Origin of the sequence: Bacillus sp. MHSD_36 (assembly GCF_030757775.1) — a bacterium.
Taxonomy (GTDB): Bacteria; Bacillota; Bacilli; order Bacillales; family Bacillaceae_G; genus Bacillus_A.
Genome location: NZ_JAVBIS010000004.1, coordinates 402089 through 424499, shown reverse-complemented (window position 1 = coordinate 424499; position 22411 = coordinate 402089). Strand labels below are relative to the sequence as shown.

At 35.2% G+C, this 22411-nt stretch carries 20 protein-coding genes; 10 read left to right on the top strand and 10 right to left on the bottom strand.

The genetic code is table 11. The features are described from left to right. The first annotated feature begins 155 nt into the window (after positions 1-155). The 4 genes from Q9B79_RS19240 (at position 156) to Q9B79_RS19225 (ending at position 2873) form a co-directional block, all read left to right on the top strand. Positions 156-1589 carry an alanine/glycine:cation symporter family protein gene (locus Q9B79_RS19240; protein WP_306186701.1) on the top strand — a complete coding sequence of 478 codons (1434 nt, stop codon included), beginning with the start codon at positions 156-158 and terminating at the stop codon, positions 1587-1589. Between the two features lie 193 nt (positions 1590-1782). After that, positions 1783-2223: a Dps family protein gene (locus tag Q9B79_RS19235; protein ID WP_048528223.1), complete on the top strand. Its 441-nt coding sequence runs from the start codon at positions 1783-1785 to the stop codon at positions 2221-2223. Then, entirely contained in the window at positions 2193-2354 is a 162-nt protein-coding gene (locus Q9B79_RS19230; RefSeq protein WP_306186699.1) for a hypothetical protein, read from the top strand. Before Q9B79_RS19235 ends, Q9B79_RS19230 begins: the two co-directional genes overlap by 31 nt. A 321-nt stretch (positions 2355-2675) precedes the next feature. Then, entirely contained in the window at positions 2676-2873 is a 198-nt protein-coding gene (locus Q9B79_RS19225) for a hypothetical protein (RefSeq protein ID WP_306186937.1), read from the top strand. 17 nt (positions 2874-2890) lie between these two features. On the opposite strand, the gene Q9B79_RS19220 is transcribed toward Q9B79_RS19225, so the two are convergent. Next, positions 2891-3172 carry a hypothetical protein gene (locus Q9B79_RS19220; RefSeq protein WP_306186697.1) on the bottom strand — a complete coding sequence of 94 codons (282 nt, stop codon included), beginning with the start codon at positions 3170-3172 and terminating at the stop codon, positions 2891-2893. Positions 3173-3289: 117 nt separating this feature from the next. Next, positions 3290-3868 carry an LOG family protein gene (locus Q9B79_RS19215; RefSeq protein ID WP_483861660.1) on the bottom strand — a complete coding sequence of 193 codons (579 nt, stop codon included), beginning with the start codon at positions 3866-3868 and terminating at the stop codon, positions 3290-3292. 73 nt (positions 3869-3941) lie between these two features. On the opposite strand from Q9B79_RS19215, the gene Q9B79_RS19210 reads away from it, so the two are divergent. The 3 genes from Q9B79_RS19210 (at position 3942) to Q9B79_RS19200 (ending at position 6142) form a co-directional block, all read left to right on the top strand. Continuing rightward, entirely contained in the window at positions 3942-4265 is a 324-nt protein-coding gene (locus Q9B79_RS19210) for a MazG nucleotide pyrophosphohydrolase domain-containing protein (protein ID WP_001990794.1), read from the top strand. A gap of 53 nt (positions 4266-4318) precedes the next feature. Then, a complete protein-coding gene (locus tag Q9B79_RS19205; protein WP_000949392.1) occupies positions 4319-4825 on the top strand; it encodes a ferritin in 507 nt (168 codons plus the stop codon). Positions 4826-4972: 147 nt separating this feature from the next. Then, on the top strand, positions 4973-6142 hold the full coding sequence (locus Q9B79_RS19200; RefSeq protein ID WP_306186693.1) for a DUF418 domain-containing protein: 1170 nt from the start codon (positions 4973-4975) through the stop codon (positions 6140-6142). A gap of 43 nt (positions 6143-6185) precedes the next feature. On the opposite strand, the gene Q9B79_RS19195 is transcribed toward Q9B79_RS19200, so the two are convergent. The 4 genes from Q9B79_RS19195 to Q9B79_RS19180 form a co-directional block, all read right to left on the bottom strand. Then, positions 6186-7367, bottom strand: a complete 1182-nt coding sequence (locus Q9B79_RS19195) for a NupC/NupG family nucleoside CNT transporter (protein ID WP_306186691.1) — start codon at positions 7365-7367, stop codon at positions 6186-6188. Positions 7368-7717: 350 nt separating this feature from the next. After that, a complete protein-coding gene (locus tag Q9B79_RS19190) occupies positions 7718-8899 on the bottom strand; it encodes a NupC/NupG family nucleoside CNT transporter (protein ID WP_000673852.1) in 1182 nt (393 codons plus the stop codon). Between the two features lie 295 nt (positions 8900-9194). Further along, entirely contained in the window at positions 9195-10637 is a 1443-nt protein-coding gene (locus Q9B79_RS19185) for an alanine/glycine:cation symporter family protein (protein WP_306186689.1), read from the bottom strand. Between the two features lie 332 nt (positions 10638-10969). Beyond that, positions 10970-12400, bottom strand: coding sequence for an alanine/glycine:cation symporter family protein (locus Q9B79_RS19180; RefSeq protein ID WP_001022926.1), 1431 nt, complete (start codon positions 12398-12400; stop codon positions 10970-10972). Positions 12401-12700: 300 nt separating this feature from the next. On the opposite strand from Q9B79_RS19180, the gene Q9B79_RS19175 reads away from it, so the two are divergent. Beyond that, positions 12701-13339, top strand: a complete 639-nt coding sequence (locus Q9B79_RS19175; RefSeq protein WP_306186686.1) for an NAD(P)-dependent oxidoreductase — start codon at positions 12701-12703, stop codon at positions 13337-13339. 42 nt (positions 13340-13381) lie between these two features. Here the strand turns inward: Q9B79_RS19175 and Q9B79_RS19170 are convergent, their stop codons facing one another. The 4 genes from Q9B79_RS19170 to Q9B79_RS19155 form a co-directional block, all read right to left on the bottom strand. Next, complete coding sequence (locus Q9B79_RS19170; protein WP_306186683.1) at positions 13382-17179, bottom strand: putative mucin/carbohydrate-binding domain-containing protein; 3798 nt, start codon at positions 17177-17179, stop codon at positions 13382-13384. A 572-nt stretch (positions 17180-17751) separates the two neighbouring features. Further along, on the bottom strand, positions 17752-18672 hold the full coding sequence (locus tag Q9B79_RS19165; RefSeq protein WP_306186681.1) for a thioester domain-containing protein: 921 nt from the start codon (positions 18670-18672) through the stop codon (positions 17752-17754). A gap of 110 nt (positions 18673-18782) precedes the next feature. Next, complete coding sequence (locus Q9B79_RS19160) at positions 18783-19622, bottom strand: aldo/keto reductase (RefSeq protein WP_306186679.1); 840 nt, start codon at positions 19620-19622, stop codon at positions 18783-18785. A gap of 16 nt (positions 19623-19638) precedes the next feature. Beyond that, positions 19639-20802: an MFS transporter gene (locus Q9B79_RS19155; protein WP_306186934.1), complete on the bottom strand. Its 1164-nt coding sequence runs from the start codon at positions 20800-20802 to the stop codon at positions 19639-19641. 373 nt (positions 20803-21175) lie between these two features. On the opposite strand from Q9B79_RS19155, the gene Q9B79_RS19150 reads away from it, so the two are divergent. Together Q9B79_RS19150 and Q9B79_RS19145 are read left to right on the top strand one after the other, a co-directional pair. Next, positions 21176-21520 (top strand): winged helix-turn-helix transcriptional regulator, encoded by a 345-nt coding sequence (locus tag Q9B79_RS19150; protein WP_046198736.1) that lies wholly within the window; start codon positions 21176-21178, stop codon positions 21518-21520. Positions 21521-21954: 434 nt separating this feature from the next. Continuing rightward, a complete protein-coding gene (locus Q9B79_RS19145; RefSeq protein WP_001115309.1) occupies positions 21955-22395 on the top strand; it encodes a DUF1641 domain-containing protein in 441 nt (146 codons plus the stop codon). Positions 22396-22411 lie beyond the last annotated feature (16 nt).

Sequence of the window (22411 nt, the reverse complement as noted above, 5' to 3'; positions counted from 1 at the left end):
TTAGTTTTTTAAAATGTAAATAATTCTAAAAATATTACGATGTAACATAATCATAACACAAAATACGTTTATGTAACATAATTTTTTAGAAAAATTGATTCTCGTATATTTTTTGCATATAATTTTCTTATTACGGAAAAAAGGAAGTGTATTATATGGTTGATATCTTTAGCAGATTCCTTGAGGTAACGAATAATATTTTATGGTCATATATTCTTATTGCAATGCTAATCGGCTTCGGTCTTTATTTCTCTTTTAAATTAAAATTCGTCCAAATTACTCATTTACGTGAGATGGTCAGTTTAATTAGTAAAGGATTTAATCGAAAAGAAAAAAAGAAAGATAGCATCTCTCCATTCCAAGCATTTTGCTTAAGTGCAGCAGCACGTATCGGTATCGGAAATTTAGCTGGTGTAGCATTAGCCATTTCAATGGGTGGACCTGGCGCAGTATTTTGGATGTGGTTTATCGCCATCCTTGGAGCAGCTACTAGTTTCGTAGAATGTACGCTCGCGCAAATTTATAAAGTAAAAGATGGAAGTAGATTCCGTGGTGGACCAGCATATTACATGGAAAAAGGATTAAACAAACGCTGGATGGGTGTTTGGTTCTCACTGCTTATTACAGTTGCGTACGGATTAATTTTCAATTCCGTACAAGCAAATACAGTAACAATAGCATTTGAAAATGCCTTCGGACTAGAGCGAACAATCGTAGGAGCTCTATTAGCAGTATTAGTTGCAGTTATTATTTTCGGTGGTATTAAGAGCATTTCACGTATTACAGAAATGATTGTTCCTCCAATGGCAATTATTTATATTGGTGTGGCAATTTTCGTTGTTATTAACAACTTCACTATGTTACCAAGCATTTTTATAGAAATATTTAATGGTGCATTCGGTTTAGACCAAGCTATCGCTGGTGGTATTGGGGCAGCAATCAAGTTCGGAATTCAGCGCGGTCTATTCGCGACAGAAGCAGGTATGGGTAGCTCTCCTAACGCAGCCGCAACATCAGATGTATCTCATCCTGTAAAACAAGGACTTGTTCAAGCATTAGGAGTTTTCGTAGACACATTCTTAGTATGTACATCAACAGCGTTTATCGTATTATGTTCTGGACTTTACAAAGGATCGAATTTAGAAGGTATTGAATTGACACAAAATGCATTAAGCTCACAAATTGGACCGTGGGCAAGCACTTTCTTAGCGATTATTATTTTCCTATTCGCTTTCAGTTCTTTACTAGGAAACTACTATTATGGTGAAACAAATATCGCATTCATTAAAGAAAGCAAAGCATGGCTAATGATTTATCGCGTTGCAGTTGTCGGAATGGTATTCTTCGGATCAATTGCTGCCCTTAAAACAGTCTGGAGTTTAGCTGATTTATTCATGGGACTAATGGTATTCACAAACTTAATTGCCATCTCATTCCTAAGCAAATTCGCCTACGCAGCATTAGTAGACTATATTAAACAAAAGAAACAAGGAAAAGATCCTGTTTTCGTTGCAAGTTCTATCCCTGGCTTACAGAATACGGAATGCTGGGATGGACAAGGTGTAGAAGAAAAACAGAAGGCTGTATAATAATTAATAGCAGTAGCTATATATCAAACAAAATCCCTATTACTTCACAGTAATAGGGATTTTTATTTACAACAGTTCATAATTTGTTCAAATTAATTCCAGCAAAAGGGTTGATTTATACGAATTACTAGATTATAATAATTATAAATTAGTAATTGATATTACATAACAACTCAAAAGGAGATTGATCATAATGAACAAACAAGTAATCGAAGTATTAAACAAACAAGTAGCAGACTGGAGTGTTTTATTCACAAAATTACACAACTTCCATTGGTACGTAAAAGGACCTCAATTCTTCACATTACATGAGAAATTCGAAGAGCTTTACACAGAATCAGCTACTCACATCGACGAAATTGCAGAACGCATTTTAGCAATTGGTGGTAAACCAGTAGCAACAATGAAAGAATACCTAGAAATATCTACTATTCAAGAAGCAGCATACGGAGAAACTGCAGAAGGGATGGTCGAAGCAATCATGAAAGACTACGAAATGATGCTAGTCGAACTGAAAAAAGGCATGGAAATCGCTCAAGACTCTGACGACGAAATGACATCTGACCTACTACTAGGCATCTACACAGAACTAGAAAAACACGCTTGGATGCTACGTGCGTTCTTGAATCAATAATAGATTTAAAAGCGGAAGCGGCTTGCTCAGAACAGGAGGGTGTTGGAACTCCTGATTACGAGGCGCTTTTTGCCTCGAATGAAGGAGTGAAACAACCGACTGTTCTAGCCGCTGGAGCTGGATATCACTAAAAGCGGAAGCGGCTCGTTTAGAGTCGCTTTTTTCTATGCGGTTGTCGCGCGTGCTGATACATGAAATTTATATCAACGATTTTTCAAATATATCGACGATAACTCACAATATACCAACGATTTTTTCATTATATCGACGATTCGACACAGGATATCGACTTACCGACAAATCACGACAATACCAGCACCCCTTTTCCCTACTTTTATCAATATATTACAATCCTATTTATGTTAAAATATAGGAAACACCCTTTCGTAAAATAGATCCAAAATGCTTTTCCATATTCATCATTTACTACTTAAATGGCGGGAGTGGTTCAGTTGAAAGACTACTTAATTAGAGCGTTTTTTGCGTTAATAACAGTTGGGATTGTCTTACTTATAGCTAATATTTTCAACATACGTATCGAGGTAAAAGACTATGCTTTCCTCGTTGTTATAGCAATTGGTGGCGGATGGGGTGGCTGGTACCTGTATAAAAAACAAAGTAATCACAGTGATAAAGGCATTCCAAAGTAATACGGAATGCCTTCTTTTTATTTCCGTCTATAATAAATAATAAAATTCAAACCGTTAATACAGCCAATCGCAATAAACATACAAAACGATTGTGCATCTCCACCTAAATTATACTCATCAACAATAAACCCAGACATAAACAACGTGATTGCGGAAACACCAATACATAGTATCGAAATAAACCAAAGCGAAAACGCATTAATGAGCTTTTTCTTCTGCATTGAAACAATTAGCATAACAAGAATAGATGCTGCTAAAATACATTTAAAAACAGGACGTAAATACACAAACTCCTCCATCTGTTTCTCCTTTCCCAAAACATTACATCTCAACATTAATATATTTAACCAAATTAAAAACACATGCCTTTTCAATATAAAATGACATGTGTTTCCAAAAAACTTTATAATTTTGTATTATGATAACTGCTTCCACTTCGTTCCTAAAACAGGACGCTCGTAATTTTTGATTGCATGAATTAGTTTATCCGCCGTCTCAGCTGAAACGATCAACTCTTTATTTGACGGATTCATAAATCCTTCTTCCGCTGCGCGTTCAACCATTTGCAGAATTGGCCCGTAAAAATCTTTAATGTTTAATAAACCAACTGGCTTATTATGTATACCAATTTGTGACCAGCATACTACTTCAAATAACTCTTCAAACGTTCCGTATCCGCCTGGTAATGCGATAAAAGCATCCGCAAGCTCTGCCATTTTCGCCTTGCGCTCGTGCATCGTTTCTACTTCAATTAATTCTGTTAATCCTGTATGCACGATTTCTCCTCGGAATAGACCGCGCGGCATAACACCTGTTACACGCCCGCCTAAACGAAGAACCTCATTCGCTACTTCTCCCATTAATCCAACGCACGAACCACCGTATACAAGCTCATAATCGTTCTCAACAAACATTTTCCCTAACGCTATTGCCTGCTCTTTAAATTCTGGTCTCTCCCCTAAGTTGGAACCTGCAAACACACAAATCTTTCTCATCCCTACACCCCGAAACTATATATTGTTATGATACAATGAACATTGTACAACATATTGAGGGGATGAGGAAGAAATGGATATCGTTGCATTTCAAAGATGGGTTGAGGAATTTTACGAAAAACGAAGCTGGTCACAGTATAATGCCTTTATTCGGTTAAATTTCTTAACAGAGGAAGTTGGGGAAGTTTCACGCGTTGTTCGCGCTATTGAAATCGGTCGTGATCGTCCTGATGAAGACGCTAAGACAGAAGAAGAGCTAAAACAAGAACTAAAAGAAGAACTTGGTGATGTACTATCTAATCTTATTATTCTTTCGCAAAAATATGATTTAGACTTACAAGACATTATGGAAGCACACGTCACAAAGCTTTCGAAAAGGTTCGAAACATCTAAATGAGAATATTATCAATTATGATATAATATTCTTGCCACAATACTAAGGGGGATTTTATGTTATCTAAAAAATTGCACGACGCACTAAATGATCAAATGAACTTTGAATTTTACTCTGCCCATGCTTATATGGCAATGGCTGCTTACTGTACGGCTGAAAGCTATGATGGATTCGCTAACTTTTTCCTTGTACAAGCTGAAGAAGAACGTTTCCACGCAATGAAGCTCTACAACTACATTAATGACCGCGGTGAGCGCGCTATTATTACTGGATTCGATAATCCTAATAATGAATATGAATCTGTACTGAACGCTTTTGAAGTAGCACTTGAGCACGAGCGTGAAGTAACGAAACGTATTTATAACTTATCTGATATTGCTTGGGATGAGCGTGAGCACGCAACAATTACATTCTTAAAATGGTTCGTCGATGAGCAAGTAGAAGAAGAAGCTTCATTCGATAGCATCATCCAAAAATTAAAACGTATTACAAGCGATTCGAACGCATTATTTATGCTAGACGCTGAATTAGAGAAACGTACATTTACGCCTCCAGCTGAATAATATTTCAATCACCTTAATGAATGTATTAAGGTGATTTTTTATTTTCTCTCTAGCTTAAAATTACCTTAAATTTCCTCGTATTTGACATAGTACCAACTGTAAAATGGTATTATTTTCAATATAAAATAATATATGGGGAGAGAAAAAATGAATCAACGTTTAGAAGTTGTTGATGCCATACGCGGTTTCGCATTATTTGGTATTTTACTTGTTAATATGACATTAATTCAATTCGGTTTCTTTGCTAATGAAAAACCAACCTATATATTTGGCGAACTTGATAAGGGTGCTAATTGGTTTATTCAATTTTTCGGTACACAAAATTTCATTTCTTTATTCTCTTTTTTATTTGGTCTTAGCATTATTTTGTTACAAAAAAGTATTGTCGCAAAAGGAAAAAAGTTTTCCACTACCTATTTACGTCGTATCCTTATTCTTTTACTACTAGGTTTTATTCACGGCGCTCTCATTTGGTCTGGAGATATTTTATTTTCATATGGACTCATTGGGGTTTTCTTACTGATGTTTATAAACAGACAGCCAAAAACATTATTAATTTGGGCAACTATTCTACTCGCACTCCTTACACTTATGACTTATTCAACTGAACCAAATACAAATGTTACTGATTTTGCTCCTTATATTGAAAAAGAACATAAAATTCATGAAACTGGAAGCTATATGGATCATGTCAAGTTTAGGTTAACTGAAAATCCTTTCGAATATATAGGTATCGACGGTTTCTTCGGATTAACCTTTATAACACTTTTCACACTCATTTTCCTATCTCCACTCTTCTTAATCGGTATGTACGTAGGAAAAAAGGGGTGGTTATTTGAGATTGATAAACATATCTCTGCTGTCAAAAAGATCTGGCTTCTTACTGGTATTTTCTCTTTTACAATCAAAATTTCAGCTCTGTTCGTCAAACACCCTATTTTACTTATGTTACAAGACGGTCTTACACCAGTAACCATGACCTTCTTTTACGGAAGCACAATTATTTTATTATTCCATTACAAAAAAGCAACCCGTCTACTAACATACATGGCCAATATGGGGAAAATGTCGGTTAGTAATTACTTAGCCCAGTCCATTATCGCAACAACAATTTTTTACGCATACGGTTTTGGCTTATTCGGAAAAATAGGATATTTCTTCGGTATTCTTTTAACGATTGTAATCTATACAATTCAATTATTTGCTAGCACATATTGGCTACGGAAATATCGAATGGGACCTATTGAATATGTATGGAGGCTAGGAACTTATTTGGAGAAACCACAATTTAAAAGAGACTTGGATAGAGCAAGTTAAATAAAAAAGCAACGAGCCTACGCTCATTGCTTTTCTTAATTTATTAAAGCATAACCCCAACGATAATCGCTGATAATATACTTACTAACGTTGCACCGTATACAAGTTTTAGTCCGAATGATGATACAACGTTTGCTTGTTTGCCATCGATACTCTTCGTTGCACCTGCGATAATTCCGATTGATGAGAAGTTCGCAAATGATACAAGGAAGATAGATAAAATACCTACTGTACGAGCTGATAAATCACCAGCTACTTTACCAAGGTCAAGCATTGCAACGAATTCGTTCGTTACTAATTTCGTTGCCATAATTTGTCCTGCTGTTAGCATCTCTGATGTTGGGATACCCATTACGAATGCTAATGGTGAGAAGATATATCCTAAAATGCTTTGGAATGTGATTCCGAAAATCGAATCGAATACACCGTTAATTGCTGTAATTAATGCTACGAAACCGATTAACATCGCCGCTACTGTTACAGCGATAGAGAAACCAAGCATAATATATTCGCCTAACATTTCAAAGAATGTTTGTTTTTTATCTTCTTGTAATTCTAAAATGTCGTCTTCTTCTTTTACTTCATATGGATTAATAATATGAACGATAATGAATCCACTAAATAAGTTTAATACTAGTGCTGTTACTACATATTTTGGATCAATCATTTTCATGTAAGAACCGACGATTGACATCGATACTGTTGACATGGAAGATGCACAAAGTGTGTATAAACGATTTTTTGGTAGTTTGCTTAATTGATCTTTTACTGTAATGAATACTTCCCCTTGACCAACAATTGCAGCTGCTACCGCATTATATGATTCTAGTTTTCCTAAACCATTAACTTTACTTAATAGGAAACCGACTGCACGAATGATAATCGGTAAAACTTTAATATGTTGCAGAATCCCAATTAGTACTGCTAAGAAAATAATTGGTAATAATACTGTTAAGAAGAATGGTGCTTGTCCATCATTTGCTAGACCGCCAAATACGAAATTAACCCCTGCTTCCGCAAATTTTAAAATAGCGCCAAACCCATCTGCAATCCCTTTTACTAATACAAATCCGACCTTTGTATTTAGTAAGAAATACGCAAGTACCAATTGAATGACAAGCATAAGTGCAATTGGTTTATATTTAATTTTCTTACGATCTGAACTGATAAGGAAACCTAGTACAAATACTACAAGTAAACCGACTAGAAACATTACTATTTTCATATGTGAATCCTCCACTTCTCCCATGAGTTATCAGTCGTACAACGTATAACGAATGACGTCTGACCATTGATGTTAAAAAAATTTAAAACCCCTAAATATGATTCAACTGTTATCTAAAATCAGTAAGCGTTTACATAAATTGCAATTTATAAAAGGTAGCCTCTTCTCTCCTACCATCTTTGAAAGTCTGAAATTGATACCACCTACAAATCAAATTGTAAGCGTTATCTAACTGAAAAGCAATATAAATTTAAAAAGATTTTTATATGTTAATATATTCCTAATTAATTGGTTTTTTCATGAAAATTTACCATAAAAAATAGCCCTAGCTATGATCTAGGACCATCTTTTTATAACATAACACCAACGATAATTGCTGATAGAATACTTACTAATGTCGCACCGTACACAAGGCGTAGACCGAATGATGATACAACATTTGATTGGTTTTCATCGATACCTTTCGTTGCACCTGCAATAATGCCGATAGATGAGAAGTTCGCAAATGATACGAGGAATACAGAAAGGATACCAACTGTACGAGCCGATAAATCACCAGCTACTTTTCCAAGATCAAGCATCGCAACAAACTCGTTTGATACTAATTTTGTTGCCATAATTTGTCCCGCTGTTACCATCTCTGCTTGCGGGATACCCATTACGAATGCTAATGGTGAGAAAATATATCCTAAAATAGCTTGGAATGTAATGCCGAACATGGAATCAAATAAGCTATTAATTGCTGTAATTAATGCTACGAAACCAAGTAACATTGCTGCTACTGTAATCGCGATTGTGAAACCAAGCATAATATATTCACTTAACATTTCAAAGAATGATTGTTTTTTCTTATTTTCTAATTTCAGTGTATCTTCTTCTTCTGTAATATCGTACGGGTTAATAATATGAATGATAATGAAACCACTAAATAAATTTAATACAAGTGCTGTTACTACATATTTCGGTTCGATCATTTTCATATAAGAACCTACGATTGACATTGATACTGTCGACATGGAAGATGCACATAATGTATATAAACGATGTTTTGGGATTTTACTTAATTGATCTTTTACTGTAATAAATACTTCCGCTTGCCCAACAATAGCAGCTGCTACTGCGTTATATGATTCCAGTTTTCCTAGACCATTTACTTTACTTAACAACGTACCAATAGCACGAATAAATATCGGTAAAATTTTAAAGTGCTGCAGAATTCCGATTAAAACGGCAAAGAATACGATTGGTAATAATGCTGTTAAGAAGAATGAAACCTCTCCTTTATTAACAAGGCCACCAAATACGAAAACGATTCCAGCTTCCGCATATCCAAGAAGCGCGCCAAATCCATCCGAAATTCCTTTTACTAAAATATAACCAACTTGTGTATTTAATAAGAAATAAGATAACGCTAGCTGAATAACAAGCATAATTGCGATTGGTTTGTACTTAATCTTCTTTCGATCGGCACTTATAAGAAAACCGAGTACAAATACAACGAGTAATCCTACAAGAAACATAACAAACTTCATTAATAAAATCCTCCATTTAACTCTTCATTAACGTTGAACGTCTGACCACTCAAAATAAGAAATAATCCGAACTTTCCGTTCCTCCTCCAAAACCTTCAATTGGATAAGAAAGATCATAAAACCTCTTGTTTCAAAGGCATTTTCCATTCTAACATAAATCACAACTCATATCCGCACTTTTCTTTAAAAAATTACATTTTATTATAAAACACCCATGAATGTTCGTCTTTTACTTCTTACAAATAGCTGGATAAAACAAAAAATGAGCATCAAGTTTCACTTGATGCCCACCTCATTATACTGCTTTTTCTTTATCAGCTACTGCTGGCTTATCCCAGCACTCTGTATTGTTCAAACCTGGAATAGACTCCGCATAGAACACTGGATCTTTTCCTTGTTTCTTCTGCTTAATATAATCTGATAACGCTGCGAAAGCGTACTTAGAAAGGAATACGATTGCCACTAAGTTAATAACAGCCATAATTCCCATAAATAAATCTGCTAAATCCCAAACGATCTGAATTGTTGCGACAGACCCTAACATAACCATACCAAGTACAGCAATGCGGTATGCATTTAATAGCACTTTACTTCCATTTAAGAATTCAATATTCGTTTCCCCATAGTAGTAGTTACCTACTAATGAACTGAATGCAAACAAGAAGATTGCTACCGCTACAAATATAGAAGCCCACGGGCCAATATGCTGACTTAACGCTTGTTGTGTTAATTGTATACCATTTAGATCAGCTGCATTATGCACATCTGATAAAAGAATGATAAATGCTGTACAACTACAAATTAATAATGTATCTGTAAATACCCCTAAAGTTTGAATGAAACCTTGTTTAACTGGATGCGTTACGTTTGCAGTCGCAGCTGCGTTCGGCGCACTACCCATACCTGCTTCATTTGAGAATAATCCGCGTTTTACCCCTAATAAAATCGCAGCTCCTAATCCTCCACCTACTACTTCTTTAATTCCGAAAGCATGTAAGAAAATCTCTTTAAATACATATGGAATTGCCGTAATGTTTGTTACAACAACGAATAATGCCACTGCTACATAAATAATTGCCATTACTGGAACAATCATTTCAACCGCGCGTGCAATTCGTTTTACTCCGCCGAAGATAATAACTGCTAGTAAACCAGCCATTACAAGACCTACTAATCTACTGTCTGTTTTGAATGCCCCATCAAAAGCAGCCGCTACAGTATTAGACTGTACAGCGTTAAAAATCAATCCGAAACTTACTGTTATTAATACAGAGAAAATAGCTCCAAGCCAGCGTTTATTTAAACCCTTTTCCATATAATACGCTGGGCCACCACGGAACGTATTTCCATCTTTTACTTTATAAATTTGCGCTAATGTGCTCTCTACAAATGCAGAAGCACCCCCAATTACCGCGATTAACCACATCCAAAATACTGCTCCAGGTCCACCTGCTGAGATTGCGATAGCTACACCAGCTAAGTTACCAGTACCTACACGAGAAGCTGTACTCATACAAAATGCTTGGAATGACGATACACCGCTCTTCTCTTTTTGTGCCTTCCTCGTTTTCGAGCTTGCCCCATCCCCAAGCAATCGAATCATTTCACCGAAGTAACGAACTTGGACAAATTTCACACGAAATGAAAAGTAGAGTCCTAACCCAATTAACATCGCAATAATGATATATGACCAAAGGACATTATTCACATCCCCAATTACCTTAGCTAAAAAATCCATAATTGCATTGCCCCCTCTTCCTAACAATAAGAAAATTATATTCTAAAAACTCTTAGTAATCAAGAACTTTATGTCAGGTTTTCTAACATGAGTGAGTTAACTTTGTTAACATACGTGTTTTTTTGCGTAAAATTATAACCAGTACGCGCATTTATCCAATACTAAATCACTCATCCTATGCGACCAGTCATACCTTTAAGACAGAAGGCCCCTACAAATAACATGAGAAATGAACAAACAAAAATTATATTAATCATTACCTCTCACTCTTTCTATCATTTACTACAATAAAAAAGGCGAGCACCGAATTCATCTCGATGCTCGCCTTTTCATTATACTGCTTTTTCTTTATCCGTTACCGCTGACTTATCCCAACACTCAGTGTTCGTTAAACCAGGAATAGAATCTGCGCGGAAGACTGGATCTTTTCCTTGTTTCTTTTGCCTTACATAGTCTGCCAATGCAGCATATGCAAATCGTCCAAGAAGTGTAATCGCAATTAAGTTGGTAATTACCATTAGACCCATAAATAAATCTGCCATATTCCATACAACTTGAAGCGTTGCTACAGAACCGAATAATACCATTCCAACTACTGCAATACGGTAAATTGTTAACCACGTTTTGCTTTGTTTAATGAATTCAATATTCGTTTCACCATAATAGTAGTTTCCTAAAAGCGAACTAAATGCAAATAAGAAAATAATAATCGCTAAGAAACTGCTTGCCCATGGACCAATTTGTGAACTTAACGCATTTTGTGTCAATTCAATACCTTCTAAATTTGTTGCTTTATATGCACCAGAACATAGTACGATAAATGCTGTTGATGTACATACTAAGAATGTATCTACTAAAACGCCGATCGTTTGAATAAAACCTTGTTTCGCTGGATGCGTTACATCTGCTGTGGCTGCCGCGTTCGGCGCACTACCCATACCTGCTTCGTTCGCAAATAATCCGCGCTGAATACCATATTTCATCGCAGCACCGATACCGCCACCTACAGCTGAATCTAAACCGAATGCACCTTTAAAGATTTCTGTAAACACATCTGGTATTAAATAGAAGTTTTTAATGACAACAAAAATAGCTACCGCAATATAAATAAGCGCCATTGGCGGAACAATCATTTCCGACATACGTGCGATACTTTTTACACCACCAAAAATAATAACCGCAACTAATGCAGCTAATACAACCCCAACAATATAACGCTCAATACCAAATGCATTTTTAAATGCTAATGTAACTGTATTTGCTTGTACTGAGTTAAAAATTAAACCGTAACTAATTGTAATAAGGATAGAGAACCAAATTCCCATCCAACGTTTATTTAAACCTTTTTCCATATAATAAGCAGGACCACCACGGAAGCCACTGCCATCTTTTACTTTATAAATTTGGGCAAGCGTACTTTCTACGAAACTTGAAGAAGCCCCAATAATCGCAATAACCCACATCCAAAATACAGCTCCAGGTCCTCCCATAGATATAGCTAATGCTACACCAGCTAAGTTACCGATACCAATACGAGCTGCTGAACTCATACAGAACGCTTGGAAAGAAGATACACTACCTTTTTTACGCGTCTTTCCAGTTAATCCATCACTCATTAATCGAACCATTTCCCCTAAATGAGTGATTTGTACGAATTTCAATTTAATAGAAAAATAAAGACCTAAACCAATTAACATCGCAATAAGAATATATGACCAAAGAATTGTATTTGTTGATGAAATAAATTGCTCTAAAATATTCATACAATTACCCCCTCCTTTTCTCCATAAAACGAATTATATTTAAAAAACATTCAAAAATCAACATTTTTCGACAATTTGCAATTTCCAAATATTAGCCAGGCTCGCAGTAAAAATATCTTTATGACTACCCTCCCTCTAACTGTGCATACTAAAACAAAAAATAAATTCACAAATAACCCTATTGACAAAAACACCAACCTGTAACTATAATGATTACAACAGGTTGTAACAAACCTAATTACAACAAATTCATTTACTTTCAGATATACACTTTAACAAAACACTTTGGAGGGATTTATTATGAAAATCGGAATTATCGGAGCAGCTGGTAAAGCAGGAAGTCGCATTTTAAAAGAAGCATTAGATCGCGGACATGAAGTAACTGCAATCGTAAGAAACGCTGCAAAAATTGCAGAAGAAAACGTAAAAGTTTTAGAGAAAGATGTATTCTCTCTTACATCTAACGACTTACAAGCATTCGATGTAGTTGTAAATGCATTCGGTGCTCCAGCAGGAGAAGAACATCTTCACGTAGATGCAGGAAACGTACTTATTGAAGCGATGAAAGGTGCGCCTAACACAAAATTACTTGTAGTTGGCGGCGCTGGAAGCTTATTTGTAGACGAAGAGAAAACAACACGTGTATTTGAGACACCAGGTTTCCCGAAGGAATACCTTGCAACTGCTCAAAACCAAGGTAAAAACTTAGAAATCTTGCAACAAACAAATGACATCACTTGGACATTCATCAGCCCTTCTGCACTATTCGCATTAGGAAAACGCACAGGCTCTTATACAGCTGGTAAAGACAACCTTCTTGTTAACTCAAAAGGTGATAGCTACGTAAGTTACGAAGACTTCGCAGTAGCAGCACTTGATGAAATCGAAAATCCAAAACACGTAAACGAACGCTTCACAGTTGTTTCTGAAGCTGAATAATAATAAAAAGCTCGTAAAACATAGTGTTTTACGAGCTTTTTATTATTGTACTTGTTCTAAACCATTCGGAGTAATCTTGAAGGAAATTTCTTTAAATTTCTTCGCATCTCCTTTTCCAAGTAACTCACCAGTTTTATACCAACTTAAACGATCAGACTCTGCATGATACACTTTTATCGTATCCCCATACTGGAATGGCGTACCGTTTACTTGTTCTGCAAAATTCTTTGAAGTTTCTTGCCCTTCCGCAGTTACATGTTTTTTCTCTTTTCCGTTTTTATCATATAACGTAATTCCCATATATAATTCATTGTTAAAGTAACTATGGATTTGTTCATTTGTAGACGTTACATGTAGCTTCTTATCATCATGATTTAACGTTACAATAGAACGAACAATATTACTAAGCCCTTGATATACAATACTATCTCCATATGTTACTTCTACTGGCACTTCCGTTACTTTCTTATTGCCAAAACGATCTTTCGTTTCTACTTTTACTGTTTGTTTACCGATTTTCGTTGTATTCGGTTTTTCTACAAAACCTACTACTTCTCCGTCTTTCACTTGAACAAACTCTTTTGCATTCAATTTTTCAACATCTGTTCCGATTACTACTTTTTGCGGTACTGCCGTTACTTCTTGCTGAGCTTCCATTTTCTCAAAGCCTTTTTCTGTAACTTTAAACATCACTTCATGAACACCGTATTCCGTATCCACTAGTTCATTCTTTTTATATACTTTAAATCTATCAAACTCTTTTTGGTATATCTTTACCATATCCCCATATTCAAAGGCCATGTCATTAAATTGTTCTGCGAACCCTTTTGTATTTTCAGATCCTTTTACTGATGCTTCTTTCTTTTCTTTTCCATCTTTATCGTATACAGTCATTCCCATATACTTTTCGTCTTTAAATGACGTATGCGCCGCACCTTCTGCACCCGTTGTACTGAATTTCTTTCCTTCATGATTTAATGTAACAATCGATTTAATATTCGTTCCGCCGTGCCATGTACCGAAGAACATAATGCTATCTCCGTAAATCACTTCCACAGGAACTTCTGTCACTTTTTTATTTCCAAAACGATCTTTCGTTTCTACCTTTACTTTTTGTTCACCAATTTTCGTTGTATTCGGTTTTTCTACAAAACCTACTACTTCTCCATCTTTCACTTGAACAAAGTCTTTTGCATTTAATTTTTCAGCGTCTGTCCCAATTACTACTTTTTGCGGTACTGGCGTTACTTCTTGCAACATATCCATTTTCTCGAAACCTTTTTCTGTCACTTTGAAGAATAATTCTTTTGTTCCCTTTTTCTCACCTTGACCAGTAAGAGTATTATTTTGATACCATTTCAAACGATCTGGTTCTGCATGGAATACTTTCACTACATCTCCATACTCAAACTGTATTCCATTCACTTGTTCTGCAAAGTTCTTAGAAGTTTCTTGCCCTTCTGCTGTTACATGTTTTTTCTCTTTTCCTTCTCCGTCATATAATGTGATTCCCATGTATAGCTCTTTATCAAAATATTTATGGATTTGACTATCCATATCAGTCGCATGGAACCTCTTCTCTTCGTGCTTTAACGTTACGATTGAAGCAATATCATTGTTATATCCCACATATGCGATACTATCTCCATACGTTACTTCCAATGGTACATCTGTCACTTGCTTATTTCCAAAACGGTCTTTCGTTTCTACTTTTACTGTTTGTTTTCCAATTTTCATTGTAGTTGGCTTCTCTACAAACCCAACTACTTCTCCGTCTTTCACCTCAACAAAGTTTTTCGCTTCTAGCTTTTCCACTTCTGTTCCAACTACTACTGTTTGTGGCTTTGCTGTTACTTCTTGCAATGATTTTAATCTTTCAAATCCATTTTCAGTAATTTTGAAGAATAATTCTTTTATTTCTTTATTTTTTCCTTCTCCCACATATAAACCTTTTTGATACCAATGTAAGCGTGAAGACTCTGCATGGTATACTTTCACCACATCTCCATATTCAAATGCTAACCCATTTAATTCCTTGGCAAGAGCTTCTGTATTCTCCAAGCCTTTTACCGCTACATTTTTCTTCTCTCTTCCTTCTTTATCGTACAGTGTGAACTCAAAATACTTTTCATCTTTAAAGTAATCGTGAATTAAATTTTTTGTATCTGTTGCACTAAATTTTTTCGTACCATGATGTAGAGTTACGGTTGACTTCAAGTCTCCCTCCCCAGTATAGTTCAATCCATATATAAGTAGGCTATCCCCATATCCAACATTCACTACAACTGGAATGAAATTCTTATTTCCTTTTCCATCTACAATTTCTACTTTTACAGTTTTTTCTCCAACTTCAGGCTTATCTTGCATAATCACACCTGTTGTCTTTACACCTTCCCCTAAATTCTGTACAAGTTCTTTTGCTTTTTTCTCATCATATGTAGTACCGATTACTACATTTTGTATTTTTTCATTATTTGGCTCGCCATATGGAACCTCATATAACTCAGTTTGTTTTTCACGAATTGGATTGCTATCTGTAGATAACCATATTTCTTTTTCTAATTTTGGTAAATTTAATTTTTCGATTTTTTCTCTTGTAGCATCATTTGCAATTAATCCCCATTTATCAAAGAAAGGAATTAAATTTTGTTCTGCCACTTTTGACGTCATATAAATAAACATCTGCTTTTTCTCTTCATCAGATTTAGGCAGTTCTGTATCATGTAACAAGCGATACATTTGATGTAAATTCGGATAGAATTGATCCCCATAAGTTAAATGTAACTGCCAAAACATAACTAATTTCTCAAATACATTCATCTTCTCTTGTGCATCCGGTTTACCTAAATAAGCAAATGCAGCTTCATAGCGCCCCTCTTGCTCTAACCTTGTTTTATGCCCGAATGTAGTTTGAACTGCCAAAGAATAAATATTAACTGTTACTTCTCCAAGTCCATCCCATAACCAAGTGTTCTGTTGATGTTGATGTCCCACTTCATGCCAAGGTCCCCAGCCATCATTAGTTAACTCTTCTAGATTTAGTACTGACTCTAAATTCCCTTTACTATAAGCTGTTCGATAATACGTCGCATACATATAATTATCCGTATACCAGTCTTCAACAAAATGAATGGAATGTTTACCTTGATTCGCAACACCCACACCATCTTTTGATAATCCTGATATTTTATGCTCAATGTTAATTATTTCATCATGTTTCTTTAATAACGCAGCTGGATCTTCTTGTTTTAAATGCTCCGCTACAGTCTCAGGATGCATAGTTAGTAAACTATTTTCTCCTTTCATTTCGATTGCATATGGATTCGGTGATTCCTTCAACATACGTTTCCAATCTTCCGTCGTATGTTTACCTAAAATAAATAAAGGATTTGGTGTACCACCTTTTTTCACTTTAGCGACTACTTCTCCTGTGTTGTGATAATTATAAAAGTATAATAGTCCCCCATTTGGAGAAGTAATTTTATTCTCACCAGAATGTAAATTAAATTGTTTAGGTTCTTCTTTTTCATAAGAATATGTACCAATATAAGCTTTAATCTGTTGAGTCCCTTCTACTTGAATAACTACTTCTTCATCTGGCTTTACATAAATGCCAGTTGGTTCATAAGGAGAAAAACTCATTCGACGCTGATGCAACTCACGCATCTCTTCTACATCACCTTTTGGCAGCAATTGATACACTCGCTCTTCTTGCTGTTTCTCCTTATCTTCAACCGTCATCTCTGCATATACCTTAGATACTTCAAGGCCATATGGACTTAATAATGTAGCTAAACAAACACCAGCTACCAATACCCTACTCTTTTTCTTCTTCGACATAATCTGTGTCCCCTGTTCCTTTATTTAGAGAAACTATCCTATATATCCGTTTAATAAAAAATCCTATTATTTTTATAAAAACATTTAATGAATAGACGAACACCTCGCGCACCTGTATCAATTACTACCGCATTTCTCCCTATGTATTCGCTTTCTTACATTGTAAAATTTTTATGTAATACGCCCTCCTCACTTCTCACTATTTGTGATGAGTTCTCTTCGTACATAAAAAGAGAATAGTAAAAGATATCATTTAGTATTGTCATCTATACATCTAAAAATAAAAACATCAATAGAATCTTACATTTTCTTCATATTTGACCATCTATAGGTAGTTTTTCCAACTGAATTGTACACGCTTTAGACTTTGTTTGATAGACTTTTCAATTAGAATAATGTTACAATTTTGTGAATTTAATCTATTAATCGTAACGTTCGGATTTTATTATACTTTGTTATTTTTAAATAGTTTTCCGCCTATTAAAACAGTGATTTATACAGTAAATAATTATTTCAATATAACTTTAAATTTCATATATAAAAAGCATTGGTTAACACCAATGCTTTCATCCTTACCTTTTATATTGATTCGGTTTATGCGGTTCGTTTGGAGTATGTGGTTTATTATTATCATGACCATTTCCTTTTTTCCAGCTCACCGATAACTCAGGACTCGTTTTTTCTTCACTACGCTCAAGTAATACGACTGCATTTTGAATTGTCGGTGTACCTTTATGCGCAATGCCTTGTAGTTTCGTTAATTTCCCGATTACTTTAAAGCTAAATCCACCAGCTGGCGTTTGTTTCGGAATTAAAATGCGGAACTTTTCTCCTACATTAAATTCCGTTTTTGCTTCGCCTTTTTCATTTACAAATTTCGCTCCCGCTGGTGCACCTGTTGCTTGCACTTTATACGTTCCGCTTTTTGCATTTGTTTCTACTGTATATAAGCCTGTTTCAAAGAAATCATTTTTCAATACTGCTTGTTGTTCTTCTGTAGGAGTTACACTCATTGTAATTTCTTGTAACTCTTCACTAGCGCTTGCTTTTGCAACGATATCTTTCGTTACCTTTTCTACATTTTTATTACGGAAGTCTAAATCATTAATATCAATTTGTTTTAACGCATTCCATACTGCAAGCTGCGTTGCATAATGTGCTTCTCTCCAATCAGAAACACCTAATTCTTGTGGACTCTTTTGTGGATATCCATTCAATAATACACGGTATACGTTAATATCCACTTTCCCCATTTCCGGTAAATCTTGACCGCTTGGAGATTTCAAATCTACATTTAAGCAAAAGGCAATTTTGCCATCTGCCGTTTTAATAAGCTCTGTTCGGATTGGTTTCTTCTTGGACTTACTATAACTCCAATCCATTTGATACTTTGTATGGTCCATAACTTCTGCGAATGCTTTTTGAAGTGGGAATAACACAAATAAAATACTTAAAAACATAGCTAAAAGTTTGAACGATTGCTTTATATTCATGTTCACAGCCCCTTAATAACAAACTTAATACTAAGTAGTATTTATTTAGAAACTATTTTTATGCACAAAAAAAGAGTGCATAAAAGCACTCTTTTTTTCTTACTGTAATCTTAGAAATCGAAGTTATCAGGGTCTGGACCAACGCGGTGATTTTGATTTAACGCATCGATTTTTTCCATATCTTCTTTCGTTAATTCAAAGTTAAACACATCAGCATTTGCAATAATGCGGTGTTCTTTCGTTGATTTTGGAATTGTAATAACTCCATTTTGAAGATCCCAACGTAAAATAACTTGCGCTGTTGTTTTACCGTGTTTCTCAGCAATTGCTTGTAATGTTTCGTTATCTAATAATTGACCTTGCATTAATGGTGACCATGCCTCCATTTGAATACCTTGTTCTTTACAGAAAGCTTGTAGTTCTTTTTGTGTTAAACGAGGGTGGTATTCTACTTGGTTAATCATTGGCTTGATTTCTGCATCTTTCATTACATCTTGTAAGTGATGGATTTGGAAGTTACTTACACCAATTGCACGTACGCGCTTTTCTTTATAAAGTGTTTCTAGCGCTCTCCATGTATCTTTATATTTTCCTTCTGAAGGCCAGTGAACAAGATATAAATCTAAATAATCTAGTCCTAATTTTTTTAGACTCTCTTCGTATGCAGCGATTGTTGTTTCATATCCTTGATCTGCGTTCCATACTTTTGAAGTAATAAATAATTCTTCTCTTGCAATACCAGTCGCTTCAATACCTGCACGGATTCCTTCACCTACAGCTTTTTCATTTCCGTAAATTGCAGCTGTATCGATACTGCGGTATCCTGCTTTAATCGCTGATTTTACAGCTTCTACAAGTTCTGGTCCTTCCTCTACTTTAAATACACCTAAACCGAACCAAGGCATTTCTACACCATTATTTAATACAGCTTTACTTTGTAAGTTTTTCATTTTATTTTCTCTCCTTTTATTTTGCTTGATCTCTTTTTTCTAATGTCATGCTCCACGCTGTTAAAATAACAGCAGCTACTACCATAAGGCCACCTACCCAAGCAGTATGGATTAATCCTAATGAATTCGTTACAAGGCCACCGATATAAGAACCTAAAGCGATCCCTCCGTTAAATGCGGCAATATTAATTGCTGAAGCAACATCAACCGCACTTGGAACAAAGCGCTCTGCCAATATAACTACATATACTTGTAGCCCCGGAACATTCATGAATGCGAATAGTCCCATGAAAATAATTGTGATTAATCCAGCTACTTTAAATGGCGCTGTAAATGTTAAAACAAATAATATAATCGCTTGAATCAAGAACATGTAAAATAGCGCTCGAATCGGATTATGATTCGATAATTTCCCGCCGACCATATTCCCTATCGCAATAGCGATTCCATACACTAATAAAATGATAGTAACAGTACTCGCTTCAAATCCTGTTACTTCTTGTAATAGTGGTGATAAATACGTAAATGTTACAAATGTACCACCGTATCCAAGTGCAGTAATTATGAAAACAAGTAACAGTCTTCCATTTTTAATTAGTTTGAATTGATCACGAAACGATACAGGTACACCATTTTTTAAATTAGATGGGACGAGTATGCTATTCGCGATAAAAGCAATAATTCCAATTACAACAATCGCCATAAATGACGCTCTCCAGCCAAATTGTTGACCAATAAACGTTCCAATTGGCACACCTGTAATAGTCGCAACTGTTAATCCAGTAAACATAATCGCAATAGCACTAGCACGTTTATTCTCTGGTACAATCGCAGCTGCAATTGTAGATCCTATCGACATAAACACACCATGTGCAAATGCAGCTACAATCCTTGCGATAATTAATATAGTGAAGCTTGTTGCTACAGCCGCAATGCCATTACCAATAATGAAAATAACCATAATCCACATTAATAATGTCTTCCGCGACATACTAGCTGTTAACGCTGTTAAAACAGGAGCTCCTACTGCCGCCCCTAACGCATATAGGGAAACAGTTAAACCAGCTGTTGTAACCGAAACATTTAAATCTTTTGAAATAGATGGTAATAAACCGACACTAATAAACTCGGTCGTACCAATCCCAAATGCACTAATTGCTAGTGCTAATAAAGCAAACATACTTCTTCGATTCGTCTGAACTTCCGAAGATGGTACTGTATATGAACTCAATTGAATTCCTCCTTATTACAAGAAATCCAATCATAATAGTGCGATAAAAAGGCCCTTTTATCTTCTAAAACATATATTTAATCTCTACAAATGCTATTATGAATGGTTTCATTCTTTTTTTGAAGAACGCACTTTAAAGTACGATAGGCACCAAAAAGTAACATAGTCACTTTTCAGTACCGTACTACTCATTTGCCTCTTACATGTGCTATTATGAAACATATTTAACATGATAAAAAGTACGTACTTTAAAGTGCTATAGGTACTAAAAAGTAACATTTGTATGATTTAGCTTACTTTACTCACAAAAGGAGGGTTTTATATGAAGCAATACAATATTCCTGTAGAGGCGACTTTAGAAGTTATCGGCGGCAAATGGAAAGTTGTTATCCTTTGTCACTTAACGAAAGGTACAAAGAGAACGAGTGAACTAAAACGCTCAATGCCTGGTATTACACAAAAAATGTTAACACAGCAATTACGTGAATTAGAAGACGACGGCGTTATTCAAAGAAAAGTATACAATCAAGTCCCGCCGAAAGTAGAATATTCTCTTACTGATTACGGTTGGTCTTTAGAATCGATTCTTGATTCTCTTTGTTCTTGGGGTGAATGCCATCTTGAAAAAGAAGGTAACACATCGATGCTAATTGCAGAAGGTGAATAATAGGAAAAAGGAAAAAACGAACATGAATTTGTTCATTTTTTCCTTTTTTTCTTTATATATATGTACATTTCTAACTGGAACAAAATATTTTATACGCTTTCATACCTTGTCAGTACTACGTTATACGCTCAATATCAAATAATTAGGAATCATTTTTATGTTAACATAGGTGTATATAGTATATAATATAGGATATATATTATATACACTTTCCGGTAACGGAGCTTTCCATTATACGGACAAGCCATGTATCGGACAGTTCATAAATAATAGGTAGGAAATTATGGTTTTGGATTTATGATTTCAGCTTACTTGCTGACATAAATTTAAAGGCATTTTATTGTGCTTTGTGAAACTTTGTATAAAGTTTCGTAACCGTTTACTATCTTACCTATCAAAAATAAGAGTATTGCTATCATAAAGGAGAATTGGAGATGCCAGAAACTATGACTCAAACAAAGCCAGAACAAGAAACTGTACAAATTTCTGCTAGCCAAGGACAACTTGATGTACTTGATCAGTTGTTAAAACCTGAGGTACAAGAATCATTAACAACACTAGTAGAACAGCTTCCAAAATTAACTGAGCTTGTTAACATTTTAACTAAGTCTTATGACTTCGCTCAAACTGTTGCTACTGATGAAGTATTAAAAAGCGACACTGTTGGTGCAATCACAGAGCTTGTAGAACCTGTAAAAGATACAGTGAAAAGCATGGCTGCTACTGCAATCGAAGCGAAAGATCGTGCTGACGAAAGCAACGAAGTTATCGGTCTGTTCGGTCTATTAAAATTATTAAAAGACCCACAAGCACAAAAAATGTTCCGCTTTGTGAACGCATATCTTCAAATTAGTGCAGAACGTAACAATAAATAAGTTAACTTATAACAAC